The organism is Pseudomonas sp. BIGb0558, assembly GCF_024807515.1.
Taxonomy (GTDB): Bacteria; Pseudomonadota; Gammaproteobacteria; order Pseudomonadales; family Pseudomonadaceae; genus Aquipseudomonas; species Aquipseudomonas yamanorum_A.
This window is the reverse complement of record NZ_JANUEW010000001.1, coordinates 564137-578308: the sequence shown is the minus strand read 5'-3', so window position 1 is coordinate 578308 and position 14172 is coordinate 564137. Positions and strand designations below refer to the sequence as shown.

General features: G+C 62.6%; 10 protein-coding genes. 1 reads left to right on the top strand and 9 read right to left on the bottom strand.

Features of this window, described 5'->3' with window-relative positions; genetic code table 11:
• Positions 1 to 71: 71 nt before the first annotated feature.
• The 3 genes from M2400_RS02675 to M2400_RS02665 are packed head-to-tail and all read right to left on the bottom strand — an operon-like array spanning position 72 to position 1832.
• The gene (locus tag M2400_RS02675; protein WP_177043662.1) at positions 72 to 743 is read right to left on the bottom strand and encodes a GNAT family N-acetyltransferase; all 672 of its coding nucleotides are present in this window, start codon (positions 741 to 743) and stop codon (positions 72 to 74) included.
• Between the two features lie 10 nt (positions 744 to 753).
• Positions 754 to 1200, bottom strand: a complete 447-nt coding sequence (locus tag M2400_RS02670; RefSeq protein ID WP_259195409.1) for a GNAT family N-acetyltransferase — start codon at positions 1198 to 1200, stop codon at positions 754 to 756.
• The gene (locus tag M2400_RS02665; RefSeq protein ID WP_259195410.1) at positions 1197 to 1832 is read right to left on the bottom strand and encodes an FMN-binding negative transcriptional regulator; all 636 of its coding nucleotides are present in this window, start codon (positions 1830 to 1832) and stop codon (positions 1197 to 1199) included. The genes M2400_RS02670 and M2400_RS02665 overlap by 4 nt, the downstream gene beginning before the upstream one ends.
• Before the next feature lie 90 nt (positions 1833 to 1922).
• Between M2400_RS02665 and M2400_RS02660 the strand changes: the two genes are divergently transcribed.
• Positions 1923 to 3485 (top strand): PLP-dependent aminotransferase family protein, encoded by a 1563-nt coding sequence (locus M2400_RS02660; RefSeq protein ID WP_259195411.1) that lies wholly within the window; start codon positions 1923 to 1925, stop codon positions 3483 to 3485.
• Positions 3486 to 3515: 30 nt separating this feature from the next.
• Here the strand turns inward: M2400_RS02660 and M2400_RS02655 are convergent, their stop codons facing one another.
• The 6 genes from M2400_RS02655 to M2400_RS02630 form a co-directional block, all read right to left on the bottom strand.
• Positions 3516 to 4607: a polyamine ABC transporter substrate-binding protein gene (locus M2400_RS02655; RefSeq protein WP_177079140.1), complete on the bottom strand. Its 1092-nt coding sequence runs from the start codon at positions 4605 to 4607 to the stop codon at positions 3516 to 3518.
• Positions 4604 to 5638, bottom strand: coding sequence for a histone deacetylase family protein (locus tag M2400_RS02650; protein ID WP_259195412.1), 1035 nt, complete (start codon positions 5636 to 5638; stop codon positions 4604 to 4606). Before M2400_RS02650 ends, M2400_RS02655 begins: the two co-directional genes overlap by 4 nt.
• 133 nt (positions 5639 to 5771) lie before the next feature.
• Positions 5772 to 6764 (bottom strand): AraC family transcriptional regulator, encoded by a 993-nt coding sequence (locus M2400_RS02645; RefSeq protein ID WP_259195413.1) that lies wholly within the window; start codon positions 6762 to 6764, stop codon positions 5772 to 5774.
• A 48-nt stretch (positions 6765 to 6812) separates the two neighbouring features.
• Entirely contained in the window at positions 6813 to 11381 is a 4569-nt protein-coding gene (locus M2400_RS02640) for a hypothetical protein (RefSeq protein WP_259195414.1), read from the bottom strand.
• Positions 11382 to 11481: 100 nt separating this feature from the next.
• Positions 11482 to 12459: an asparaginase gene (locus M2400_RS02635; protein ID WP_259195415.1), complete on the bottom strand. Its 978-nt coding sequence runs from the start codon at positions 12457 to 12459 to the stop codon at positions 11482 to 11484.
• 86 nt (positions 12460 to 12545) lie between these two features.
• Positions 12546 to 13997: a sodium:alanine symporter family protein gene (locus M2400_RS02630; RefSeq protein ID WP_259195416.1), complete on the bottom strand. Its 1452-nt coding sequence runs from the start codon at positions 13995 to 13997 to the stop codon at positions 12546 to 12548.
• Between the last annotated feature and the right edge of the window lie 175 nt (positions 13998 to 14172).

The window sequence follows — 14172 nt, the reverse complement described above, 5'->3', positions numbered from 1 at the left end:
CAGTCAGTGACTGAGCCACCGCTATCGCAGGCAAGCCAGCTCCCACAGGTGTTTGGTGGCGTTTTATAGATTCAGGTTCGGCACTCTGCCAGTGTTTTCAATTGACCGGAGCCCGCCTGGTTTGCATCCGACAGCCACGCTTCAAACCCCGCCCCAATCGCTGGCCATTCCCCATCCAGGATCGAATACCACGCGGTATCCCGGTTCTGCCCCTTGACCACCATGTGCTGGCGAAACACCCCTTCAAAGCTGAATCCCAACCGCTCGGCCGCGTATTTGGAGCGGGCATTGCCGTTGTTGCACTTCCATTCCAGGCGACGGTAACCCTGTTCGAACGAGTACTTGGCCAGCAGGTACACCGCCTCGGTGCTTTTTGGTGAACGTTGCATCGGCGCGCCGAAGGTGACGTGGCCGATTTCGATGCGGCCCTGGGCCGGGACGATGGACATCAGGCTGAGGATGCCCTGTACGTCGCCGCTGGCTTTGTCGATCACGCTGAAGAAGTACGGGTCGCTGTTGGCTGCATGGTTGTTCAGCCAGGCATCGAAGGCGGCGCGCTCCAGAAACGGGCCGTAAGGCAAATAGTCCCACAACTTCGGATCGGCGCCCGGGCCTTGCAGGGCTTGCCACAAACCATCGCCATGGCGGGCCGGGTCGAGTTTTTCGAGGCGGATGAAGCGCCCTTCGATAACGGTCGCGGTGGGCGCCGGAACACCTTTCCAATCGGCCAATGATGTCGACATGCTGCTCTCCTTAAAGACCTTTGCGGAACTGGATAAAGCCGGGGCGTTCGGCGATGCGTTCGTACAGCTGGATGGCGGTGGCGTTGGTCTCGTGGGTCAGCCAGTGGACCTTGCAGCAGCCGTCGGCCTTGGCGGTGGCGTAGACGAATTCGATCAGTTTGCGCCCGACGCCGGTGCCGCGTTGGGCCGGGTCGACCAGCAGGTCCTGCAAGTAGCAGGAGTTTTCAATGCTCCAGTTGGAACGATGGTAGATGAAGTTGACCATGCCCACGGCCTTGCCGTCCTGCCAGGCCAGGGCCGAATGGGTCGGCTCATTGGCGTCGATCAGGCGTTGCCAGGTGTTCTGGCTGACGGCGTCCGGCAGCTCGGTGTTGTAGAAGCGCAGGTAGGCTTGCCACAGGGGCAGCCATGCGGCGTGGTCGGCGGCGGTGACTGGGCGAATCTCGATCTGGCTCATGTTGGCTCCTTGGGAATAAAGCGGGCGAGGGTCTGGTCGCGCACGTCGGTGCTGGCGGCCAACCCTTCGCGAACGCCGGCGATATCCGCCGCGCTGCGGTTCTGGCTGAGTTTGCGTTTGCCTTCCAGGCGCTGGATCGGCAGGGCAAAGCCGACGATGGCCTTGAGCATGCCGTCGATGTAGTCGGCCGGCGCGTCGCTGACTTTCCACGGCTGGGTACGATTGCCTTCGTGGCGGTCGGTGAGGGCGCTGACCAGCGCGAGCAGGCGCTCGGCATCGGTGAACACTTCCCCGGTACCGTAGGCGTGTACCGCGATGTAGTTCCAGGTGGGCACGACTTTGCCATGCTCAGCCTTGGCCGGGTAAAACGCCGGGCTGATGTAGGCCTCGGCGCCGGCAAAAATCACCAGGGCTTCGCTGCCATTCTGCAGGTCCTGCCACTGGCGGTTGGCTTTGGCCATGTGCCCGTACAGCGTGCCGTTGGGGCCTTCGTCGGGGTTGAGCAGCAGAGGCAAGTGGCTGGCTTGCAGGCCTTGCTCGCCACAGGTGATCAGCTGCGCCAGGCGGGTGTGCTGGATCAGTTGCTGGATTTCGGGCAAGTCGTCGAGGGCAAAGGCGCGTGGTGTGTACATGAAGATTTTCCTTGGCGAATGCCTGCATCCTAGGCAGGCTATTGGTTCGTTGTAAGAGCCATCTAGCACCAATTTCATAGGTCCAATGTCATGCCTCCGATTGAGCCACCGTTGTCGTTCAACCCCGCCGGAATTGAACTGGATCGCCGTCAAGGCCTGACGCGCCAGCTTTACCATGCACTACGCCAACGGGTGCTGGACGGGCGGCTGGTGAGCGGCACCCGGCTGCCCGCCAGCCGTGATCTGGCGGCGGCGTTGTCGATCTCCCGCAACAGTGTGGTGCGCGCCTACGACCAGCTGTATGCAGAAGGTTTTATCGAAGGTCGGGTCGGTGATGGCACTTACGTCGCGCAGTTGCCGCAAACCCGGGGCGTCGACAAAAAATTATCCACAAAAGTATCCACAGGGTTTTCCACAGGCTTATCCCCAGGGTTATCCACAAATTGGCTGGATTTACCTGTGGTTTCATCCAGCCAGGTTATCCACAGCCCCGCCTTGGAACGGGTGGAAATTAACCATTTGCCCCTCCCGCCGACGGGACCGCCACGGGCGTTTCGGGTGGGCGTGCCGGCCTTCGATCTGTTTCCCTTTGACGTGTGGGCCAAGCTGAATGCGGCTTTCTGGCGCAAGCCGGACCTGCAGCAACTGTGTTATGGCGACCCGGCAGGTGACGAGCGCTTGCGCGGCCTGATCGCTGCGTACTTGCGCAGTTCCCGCGGCATGCAGTGCACGGCTGAGCAAATAGTGATCACCAGTGGCGCACAGCAGGCAATCAGCCTTTGTGCACAGCTGCTGGTGGCGCCGGGGGACAGCGTGGCGGTGGAAAACCCGGGGTACCGCGCCGCAGGCCATGCCTTCGCGATTGCCGGGGCGAAACTTCACGGGGTGGCTGTGGACGGCGAGGGCATCGATTGCACGGCGCTGCATGCCATCGACCAGTGTCGCCTGGCCTATGTCACGCCTTCTCACCAGTACCCGTTGGGCGTGGTGATGAGCCTGGCGCGGCGCCTGGAACTGCTGGCCTGGGCCGAGCGCACCGGGGGCTGGATCATCGAGGACGATTACGACGGCGAGTACCGGTACAGCGGCGCACCGCTGGCGCCGTTGGCGGCGCTGGACCGCAGCGGGCGAGTGCTCTACGTCGGCACCTTCGGCAAGGTGGCGTTTCCGGCATTGCGCCTGGGCTATCTGGTATTGCCCCAGAATTTGGTGCAGGCCTTCGCCCGGCGCCGGGCGGTGGATGTGCGCCATTCCGAGGTCAGTACCCAGGCGGTGATGGCCGAGTTCATGGCGGCCGGGCATTTCCAACGGCATGTGCGCCGCATGCGCCGCGCCGCCTTGAGCCGTTTGAACACCTTGCTTGGCGAATGGCCCGAGGGCATCGACGGCATTGGCAAGCTGCCCAGTGTGGCGGCCGGCTTGCACCTGACGGTGCCGGTGGATGATCTGGCGCGGGAGCGGGTTCTGGTTGCCCAGGCCGCAGCGGTGGGTGTGGAAATCAACGGGCTGAGCAGCTATTGGTTGCCCGACTCCAGCCCCTTGCCCGACCGGCATGCCGGGCTGGTCCTGGGCTTCGCCGCCGTGCCTGAAGCGCAAATCAGCCTCGCGCTGAGCCGCTTGGGCCAGGCGTGGGCATCCGCTGTAGTGAGTTAGCGGCACCCGCAGGTGCCGCCATTGCGCCGGTCAGGTGCCGGATTTGATCTTGGTCCAGGCCCGCGTGCGTGCGCGCTCGGCATCACGGCCCAGGGGTTTCAAGGTGTAGAGCGTGGCCATGGCCGCCTCGGTAGGGTACAGGTTGGGGTTATTGCGGATCGCCGGGTCCACCAGGCTGGTGGCGTCCTTGTTCGGGTTGGGGTAGCCGACAAAATCGCTGATCGGTGCGATCACAGCCGGTTGCAGCAGGTAGTTGATGAAGGTGTAAGCGTCTTCCGGATCTCTTGCTCCCTTGGGAATCGCGAGCATGTCGAACCAGATCGGCGCGCCTTCCTTGGGCAGGCGCATGTCCACGGTCACGCCGTTCTTCGCTTCTTTGGCACGGTTGGCGGCCTGGGAGAAACTGCCGGAATAACCGACGGCCACGCAGATGTCACCGTTGGCAATATCAGCCATGTACTTGGACGAGTGAAAGTAGGTGATGTACGGGCGGATTTTCATCAGCAGCGCTTCGGCTTTGACATAGTCCGCCGGGTTGCTGCTGTTGGGGTCCAGGCCCAGGTGCTGCAAGGCCAGCGGCAGGATCTCCGACGGCGAATCCAGCAGCGCCACACCGCACTGCTTGAGCTTGCTGATGTTCTCTTCGTTGAAGATCAGGTCCCAGCTGTCCACTGGCGCATTTGCACCGAGCGCGGCCTTGACCTTGTCCGGGTTGAAGCCGATGAGGATGGTACCGTACATGTAGGGCACGGCGAATTTGTTGCCGGGGTCGTTGGCTTCGATCAGCTTCATGAGCTTGGGATCGAGGTGGTTCCAGTTGGGTAGTTTGCTGCGGTCCAGAGGCTGGAACACCGAGGCTTCGATCTGCTTGGCCAGGAACACGTTGGACGGCACCACCACGTCATAGCCGGAGTTGCCGGTCAGCAGCTTGGCTTCCAGGGCTTCGTTGGTGTCGAAGATGTCGTAGACCAGTTTGACCTTGGGGTTCTGGGCCTTGAAGTCTTCCAGGGCCTTGGGGGTGATGTAGTCGAACCAGTTGTAAACCCGCAGGGTGGTTTCTTCGGCGTGTGCCACACCGCTGAACACCGCGGCGCACAGGACCAGATGCTTGAGCATGTTCATGATGCTGCCCCCTCAAACCCTTCAAGAACGTTGACGGCGTTGATGCCGATTTCTTCGACGGCGTAGCCGCCTTCCATCACAAACAGGGTCGGCTTGCCCAGTTGGGCGATGCGCGCGCCCATGGCCAGGTAGTCCGGGCTGTCGAGCTTGAACTGCGAGATCGGGTCGTCCTTGAACGTGTCGACACCCAGGGACACCACCACGATGTCGGCGCCATAGCGCTGGATTTCCTCACAGGCCTGTTCCAGTGCCGCACTCCAGGTATCCCAGCCCGAACCGGCCGGCAGCGGATAGTTGAAGTTGAATCCTTCGCCCGGGCCTTCTCCCAGCTCATCGGCATAACCCAGGAAGAACGGAAACTCCGCCTCCGGGTGGCCGTGGATCGAGGTGAACAGCACGTCGCTGCGTTCGTAGAAGATCGATTGGGTGCCGTTGCCGTGGTGGTAGTCCACGTCAAGAATCGCGACCTTTTTGTGGCCCTGGTCGAGAAACGCCTGGGCGGCGATGGCGGCGTTGTTGAGGTAGCAATAGCCGCCCATCAAGTCGCTGGCGGCGTGATGCCCGGGTGGGCGACACAGGGCGAAGGCACTGCGGGCGCCTTGCTGGATCGCTTGTTGGGCGGTCAGTGCAACCTGGGCTGCGCTGTAGGCGGCTTGCCAGGTGCCGGCGGTAATCGGCGCGCCGCCGTCGAAGCTGTAATAGCCAAGTTGGCCGTGCAGGCTGGTGGGAATCACCTTGCGCAAGGTGCGGGCGGGCCAGGTGTAGGGCAGCAAGTCGCCGTCCTGGTTAAATTCTGTCCAGCGTTGCCAGGCGCCTTTGAAGAAGTCCAGGTAGGCCGGGCTGTGGATACGTTGCAGCGGCGCCAGGCCGAAGTCCTGCGGCGCATGCACCGGGCCCAGCTCGCGCTCCTTGACCCGTTGCAGCACATGGTCGGCGCGGGAGGGCATTTCGAAGCAGGGCATCAACTGCCCGTCCATCAACTCGCAGCGGCCGTGGTGCAGGTGGTGATCGTCTGAGTAGATCGTCAGCATATTGTTGTTCTCCGCAGGCTGTATCGGTGCATGCAGTCTTGCGGCGGGCAGGGTTTATGAGAACGGCAGGAGCGGCCAAAAGGGGATAAATACGGCCAATGTGTGTGACCGCAATTCGCCCCTCAATGGGGCGTCATGCGCGAAATTGGCTCGGCGCGACGCCGCTCCAGCGTACAAACGCGTGGCGGAAGCTGGCGGTCTCGCTGAAACCCAGGGTTTCGGCGATCCGATAGATCGGCAGTTCATCCTCCCCCAGCAACTGCTTGGCCCGCTCGAAGCGTAGCTCGTCGAGCAGTTCCTGGTAGCTGCAACCCTGTTCGTGCAGGTGCCTGCGCAGGGTGCGCGCCGAGCAGTTCATCTGTTGGGCCAACCCCTCAAGGCCGGGCGCGGCCTGCAATTGGCCGGCGAGCACTTGGCGGATTCGGCCCAGCCACGCCTGGCGGCCGGTGAACTCCAGGTTCTGCTTGCGGCAACGCTCGGCCATGGCTTGGTGGGTAACGGCGTCGGCCAGTGGCAACGGCTGGTCGAGCCAGCGTCTGTCGAAGGCAAAGGCATTGGCGGTGGCTTGAAACTGCAACGGGCAGTCGAAGCGTTCGCGGTAGCGCGCCTGATAATCCGGCGCGTCGTATTCAAAGCGCGCACCGAGCAATGGCAGCGGATGGCCCAGCAAGTCGTCGCAGATGACTTTCAGGGAGACCAGGCAGAACTCGACGTTGAAGGTTTCCAGCGCCGGGTTCTCGCGATAATCGCCGGCGCTGAACCAGATGCGCTCGCCGTCTTCCACCAGGCTCAGCTCGAAAAGTGTTCCCAACAGCGCCGGATAACGCAGGGCCAGGCGCAAAGCGTCACCGAAGGTGGCACTGGTGAGCAGGGCGTAGCCGAGCATGCCGTATGACGAAACGTGCATGCGCCGGCCCAGTTCCAGGCCGATATCCCGCTGCAACGCCACGGCATTGGCGCACACGCGCATCTCCTGGTTAGTGGTGATACGTGTGTCGGCACGGCTCAAGTCCGCCGGGCAGATGCCGCTTCCGGCGAGCAGGGTTTCAGCGGGCAGGCCCAGGTGCTTGAACGCGTCGAGTACCAGCGAGACGGCATTGAGGGTGGTGAGGTGGGAGTGCAGCATGCGGGGTTCCAGGCAAGGGTTGCCTGGAACCGAGCAAGTTGTGTGCCGTCACTCCGCCCCGAAGAACACTCGCCTTGCCTGTTCCAGGCTGATTTCACTGCGGTAGAAGTCGATCTTCTGTTGATCGCTCAGGTTTGGGATGTGGTTGGCGTCCGCACCTTGGCGCACTTCTTCCGGGGTTTTAAGGCGTGCCGAGATAAATGACTTGGCCATGGTCCACGCGGCTGAATAGTGAAAGTGTGCGTACCAGAGGAGCATGTGGGTGCTGCGTTCGCTGATGGTGTACACGTCCAGATAGTCGGTCGGCCCCTTGCGCTGGCGGTTGACGGTTTTTTTGATGCTGATCTCATTTTTGCTTTTGAGCCACTCAATGCCCTCGACGGTGGGTGGCCGTTGCTTGATGGTGAGCAGCCGGTAGCTGCTGGCCTCCTCATACAGCTTCTTCACCGCAGTGCTGAGCTGTTTGCCCACGGTGGCGGCCGAGCGTGTCTCGCTTTCGGTGGCATTGCTCTGGGTAAGGGCGTGCTCGACGGCGTCGTTGGCCCGCTCCAGCGACATGGCATGCTGGTGCAGCATGTATTCGATGCCGGACGCGGTGCGGGTAGCCTCGCTGATCTGGGTACTGGCGCGTTGATTGAATACCGGCAACCCGTCAAGCAATGCCTGGCCGGCGTCGATACTGGCCGACAGGTCGAGCGCCGGAGCCGGCGTTGGGGAGGGCTTGATTTGCTGGACCCATTGCCCGGGCTGTTTCTCATGAAAGGTCGCCATCACTTGCTGGGTCAGCGGTGAGCGAATGTCCACCATGTCGGTCTCCAGCCCCGCCGGCGTCAGACGCGGCTCGCCGATGAGCACGCCGTTGTAGCGTGTGTTGATGAATTTCTTCTTGGGCCTGGGGGGCGTGGGAGGCGGGGTCGGGCGGCTTCTGAGGGATTCTCGGTCAGTGTGCAGCATGCCCAGCTCGATCAATGCCCGTCGAGCATAGATGCCGATCTGCTCACGCAAGCGCGCAATCGGCTGGTCCTGGGCCTGGTCGGGGAAGTCTTCCTGGAAGTCCTGCAAGCGTTCGTCGAGCGTCTTGAACTGCTCGATCAGGCTGTTGAGGGTTTCGATGCGTTCGTCGAGCCGTGCTTCGCTGCGTTCCTCCAGAGTATCGCGCAGGCTCTGCACGGCGATTTCGGCGGTATCGACAATGCGGTCGATGGCCACCCAGGCGTCTGGTGCGCTGGCTGTGCTGTTCTCGGACAAACACAAATTGCGCGCCAGGGTGACTTGCAGGGCGTTGAGGTCCTCGCGGGTGTACGCGGGCATCAGGCGTTTGGTGTTCTGGATCAGTTGCAACCCTTCCCGTGCCAACCCCTGGAGACGGATGAAACGCGACTGCACGTAATCCAGGCGCGCGATCATGTCGCGGTTCATCTCGCTCATCTGCCGGGCGTCCGCGACATGCCGCTGTTGCGGGGATTCGGCTTGGATTTCGATCTGGTTGAGGACGGTCCTGAGCTTGGGCGTAAAGGTGGTAAGGGCTTCGGTAATGCCGGCCTGTGAGAGGTCCAGTTGCGCCTTCAGGTAGCCCAGGGCTTGTTGCTGATAGTTCGTCACCGGCGCAAAGACATTCAGAGTCTGCAGTTGCGTCAGTGCGGTGTCGTAGTCCTGGCGCTGGTTTTCCAGAGTGGCCAGGTACAGCCGGCGATGGGTGGCTTGCGCGGAGGTGGACGGCGCGTCGGCCATGGCATTCTGGACTTGTTGCAGATGGGTTTGAGCGGCGGTTTTTTCGCGCTCGAACTTCTCCAGCTTGGCACGCACCTCAAGGGCTTTCAGGCTCGCCACGTCCTTGGCCTTTTTGGTCTTGAACTTGGGACCGCCACCACGCAGGCGCAGGCGCGTATCGATAAACCATTCGCCCTTGGCATTGTTGATCAGGGGTGGGCCGTTATGGCCTGGCTGTTTCGGGTCGATGATGACGACGGTATCGCCTTCATCCACCGTGACCTCAAACCAGCGCGGCCCCACCGGGGCATACCATTTTGGCCCCAGCGGGTAGAGATGCGTGTAGGCACCGGTGGCGGTGTTCTGGCTGCCCAGGCCTTGAGGCTTGCTGACTTTGATGCTGTCCAGCCGCTTCGCCAGGCTGCTTGCGGTGAGTGTTATGGCACCGCCGGTGTACAGGGATTGTGGATGATCGTGCGGCAGTTCGGGGCCGCTGATGTCCTTGAGTTGTTTCACATCCAGCGCGACGGGGGAGGCAGATACCGGCTTCTCGGCAGAGCTTGCGGGCAAACGGCGCCTGGCGGGCTGGGTGCGACGCACAGCGTGCAAGGTGATCGCCATGCCCAGGTTCATCAGCAGTTCAACGAGGGCCGCCCAGCGCTCCTGGTCTTTATGGCGCTGCTGGGCGTCGACGATCTGTTGCAGTTGGTCCATGACTTGCCAGACCCACGCGGCGGCGCCCGCGGTACTGCCCAGAAATGGCAGCGCGGCATTCAGCACCAGCCAACCGGCGTGCTTGAAGGTGGCCCAGCGGTTTTCCGCATTCGACACCGATTGGCGGTCGGCCAACTCCACCAACGCATTGGCGTTGGCCTTGAACAGGCTGGCGAGCAGGTCGCCGTTGAGCGGCGTGCCGCCAAGGCTCATGGGGCCGCTCATGATGAGCAGTTTGGCCGGGTCCACCAGAAAACGCACAACCGCCCACGGCGACGGCAATTGCCCCGGGAAGGTGTAGTTGGCGTAGTCATTGCGCACGGCCTCTGGCAGCCAGGCGAGCACTGCGTCCCGCAGGTCGAGGTCCTGGGTTATCGCGTAAAGCAGGTTGGTGGGTGACGGATATTGGATCAGCGGCGGTTCGAACAGCGGGCGATACAACAGGCACGGGCCAGTGCTTGGGTCCTGGGGGCCGATGACATACATATTCGCCACCTCATCGGCGGCGCCGCCGTCCCGGCGCAAGGGCAAAAAGGCCAGGGGCCGCAAGACGATGGGTTGGCCGTCTACCTGGCGGTCGGCGTCCAGTGGCTCCATCAGTGCCGCCACATACCGATAGCCGCGCTCGTCGATGCCGGACTGCCCGAGAATCTTGTACTGCAGGGCCAGCAATGGCAGTTGGATGCGCAGGTGCTGGCTGTACAGGGCTTGCCGGTGTGCCGATTCCTGCGGGTCGTCCAGCAGTTTTTGCTTGATCAGCAGGGGGTATTGGCGGCCGATATCGACCTGGCTTACGAGGCTTTCCACATAGTCCGTGGTCAACCACTCGGGCACGCTGCGCGCGTTGTGCAGCACCAGGCTCTTGTTGCCCAAGGGCAGGGCGATCAGGTTTTGCAGCGCCAGGTCGACCAGGCTGAAGGTGGCCGTCTCGACCTTGCCAGGCACCGTGAACAGCCCCCAGACCACCTGGCTTTGCACGCGAATCTCGAGGTCGCCGAGGGTGAGCGCTGCGGCGTCGGCATGTTGCGCAATCATCTGCGTGCGCAGCGCATCGAGGGTGTACTCGCGCAGCGGCGCGATACCTTCCTGATAGGACGCGCCGGCGTTAGTGCTGTGCAGCGCCGCCAGCTCCTTGAGGTGTCTGGAGTACAACGCCATGTCGCTGCTGGACGCGCTCTTCAACCACTCGGGCAGCGCGTCCTGATACCACTGGATGTCCGGGCCATTGGAGGGAGTCAGGGTCTCGACTGCGGGCGGGGAGCTTAGCGTCACGCCGTTGGCATCACCTTGGCGCATGGCGGAAAAATCAATCGCGCCGATGGCCTCGAGCTGGATTGCAATCAGCGCGCAGGCCTGCTGGTCGAAGAAGTTGCCGTCGGGTTCGAACAGTCGCCATTGCAGGGGCGCGTCGGACCCCGAGGCGATCACATACCGCGGCAAGGCCTTGCCCAGCTCCGCCAGGGAGTCGAATCGTTCATAACCGTGCAGCAGCGAGTACGTGAGAATAATCGTGCGGGTTTCATGGGTGCCGGCCAGTACTGCGATTGGCAGTACCTTGAGGCTGCTGGTATCTGCCTCCACACCTTGCCCAATATCGATCAGGCAGGCTTTGCAGGCGAACGGATCGCCCGTCCGGTTCAGGCGGTCGGGGTTGTTGAACAGCTGGCGCGCCATGTCGAAGTCCTTGCCTTTCCAGTTGGGGGCCGTGGTCACATCCCACATGTTGCGCAGGCAGGTGGACAGCATCTGCCACTGCGGCGCCATGCCGTTGCGGGTGTTCCAGAAGGCGAGCTGCTGCTCCTGATAAGCGCTGAGCATCACCGGCGCCAGCAGGTTGATCAGGTTACCGACCTCGCTGATGCGCACCGGCAAATGCACGGCCGGTACGGTAATGGGCTGTTGGGTGAGGAAGTGTTCACTCTCAATGAACACGCTTGGTACAGCAAGTACGGCCTGTATGGCGAGCACGTCGGTCAGCGCCTGGTAGTGCGCGGGGGCAGGCAGGATCTGATCGTCCACGATGTGCCAGGCGGGTGTGCAGACCAGGGTGATATCTGGGTCGATAGCCAGCGTCGGATATAAGTCCCGCAGCGATTGACGCAGCAGCGTTGCGGCGATTTCGCGGAAGGAGGGGCCGAGGCGCAGTTGGGTCAGCAAGGCGTCGGCGGCGTTGGAGTGGGTGGGTGAGGTCATGGGCGTGCCTGTCATGCGCATAGGGAAACCCGAGGCAAGACCTCGGGGTTTCCATGCTAAGCAGCGGCGCGCCAGGCAGGCGGTGGATATGTAGCGGGCTTTAGCTCAGCTCACCGCAGAGGTCGAGTTCGATCAGCCGGCGAACTTCGGCATTCTCCAGGCCCGCGCCGAGCAGCGCATTGAGCTTGCCGAACACCGCTTCCCGGGTCATCCCGCCGCCGGACAACACGCCCACGCTGCGCAAGCGGCTGCCGGCTTCATACACATCTAGCTCCACGCCGCCTTCATGGCATTGGGTAATGGCGACGACGATTACGCCGTTGTCCTGCGCCCGCTTGAGGCTGGCGAGGAATTCGGGGTTATCGCTCGGCCCGGTGCCGCTGCCGAAGCATTCGAGCACCAGCGCCTGGATGCCGCTGTCGATCAGCGCGTCCAACTGCGCGGCGCCAATGCCGGGCACCAATGGCAGCACGCCGACATTGGCCAGCCCCTTGGCCTGGCGGTAATGCAGCGCCGCGGGAAGCATTTCTGCCTGGGCCACGCCGCCGTTACGCTGCAACGCGGCAAACGGATGGCGACCAAAACTGCGGATTTTTGCGCAGCGGGTTGGGGCCATCAGCACGCCGTGGAAATACAACTGCACGCCCGGTACCAGGCCTTCGCCCAAGGCCACCAGCGCGCCGCTGACGTTTTCCCAGGCATCGCTGTCGGGCACGCCGGCCGGCAGCATCGAACCGGTAAACACCACCGGTACAGGCAGGCCCAGCAGTTGGAAACTCATGGCGGCCGCACTGTAGGCCAGGGTGTCGGTGCCGTGCAGGATCAGCACGGCGTCGCAGCCGGCATCGACTGCTTCGATCACGGCCACACGCAAGCGCTGCCAATAGGCGGGCGTCATGTTGGCGCTGTCGATCAGCGGGGACATTTCCTGGAAGCGCCAGGCCGGCACGTCCAGTTGGGCGAGGGCTTCGCTCATGCGGGCTTCAAAACCCGAAGCCGGCGCCAGGCCGTTGGCACTGGCCTGCATGCCGATGGTGCCACCGGTGTAGAGCACCATGATGTTAGTAGCTGGGGACATCGAAGAATCTCCTGAACGAAAAACGCCGCCGGGCCCAGAGCATGCCCAAGGCCGGGCGGCGTGTCATCTATCTAGGCTTGCGCCGCTTAGCGCTGGGCTTGAGCGTTCAGCTCTGCCGTTGCTTGAGCGGCAGGTTCCGGCTTCACCGGATTGGCCGGCCAGGCCTTGCGGTCCAGGTCCAGGTCCGGGAACTGGCTGGAATCGAACACCGGAGTCTTGATGCCCGCAGCGCGCTGGTTGTCGTAGTCGTTCAGGATGCGCATGGCGATCTTGAACAGGAACGCCAGGGCGAACAGGTTGACGAACGCCAGCAGGGTCATGGTGATGTCGGCGAAGGCGAACACGGTGCCGAGGTTCTCGATGGAACCCCAGAAAATCAGCACCAGCACCAGCGCGCGGTAGCCCATCAACACCTTGCGGTTGTCGCCCACAATGAAGCGCAGGTTGCTCTCGCCGAGGTAGTAGTTGTACATGATCGAGGTGAACACGAACAACGCCAGGGCTACCGAGATGAACATCCGGCCCCAGTCACCCACCACGGCCGCCAGGGAGTTCTGGGTCAGGGCAATGCCGTCGCCTTCGAAGCCCGGGGTGTAGAAACCGGACAGCAGGATCAGCAGCGCGGTGCAGGTGCAGATCACGAAGGTGTCGAGGAATACGCTGAACGCCTGAACCACGCCTTGGGCGATCGGGTGTTCAACCGAGGCCACGGCTGCCACGTTAGGCGCACTGCCCAGACCGGCTTCGTTGGCGAACACGCCGCGCTTCACACCCATGATGATTGCGCTGCCCACCAGGCCACCGAAGGCTTGGTCGAGGCCGAAGGCGCTCTTGACGATGGTCGCGAGCATGGCCGGCACGTGGTCGAATTGCAGCACGATCACGTACAGGGTCACGGCGATGTAGACCAGGGTCTTGACCGGTACCAGCAGGTCCGCAATCGAGGCGATACGCTTGATCCCGCCGATGAACACCAGGCCCAGCAGCACGGCCAGGGCCAGGCCGGTGTAGGTGGTGTCCAGGCCAAACGCATTGTTCAGCGAGTGAGTCACGGCGTGGGCTTGCAGGCCGTTGAAGGCGAAACCGAAAGTCACCAGCAGCAGGAACGCCATCACCATGCCCAGCCAGCGTTTTTGCAGGCCGTGCTGAATGTAGTAAGCCGGGCCGCCACGGTAGGTGCCTTCAGCGTCGGTGCGCTTGTAGAGCTGGCCGAGGGAGCATTCGATAAAGCTCGAGGACATGCCCACCAGTGCGGTGACCCACATCCAGAACACGGCACCGGGGCCGCCCAGGGTCACGGCAATGCCGACGCCTGCGATGTTGCCGGCACCCACGCGCCCGGCGAGGCTGAGCATCAGCGCCTGGAACGAGCTGAGCTGGCCGGAGCTGCTCTTGAGGCTGTCTTTGAACACCGAAAACATGTGGAAAAAGTGACGCAACTGAACGAAACGCGAGCGGATCGTGAAGTAACCACCGAGCCCGACAATGAGCACGATCAATACTTTCCCTGAGAGGAAGTCGTTGATGACTTCTAGCATGGAGTGTTCCTCGCTGATTTTTCTAATGGCAAACGCAGGACGGTCCGACGCATCGCTCGGCACCAGGCAGTGCACGACGCTTCGCCCCAATCCTTTTGCGGGTGTTGTTATTCATGCGGTTTCGCGCTTCCCAGGGTCTCGTTACCGACGACCGCTGACGCGAAGAGGGGCGGCA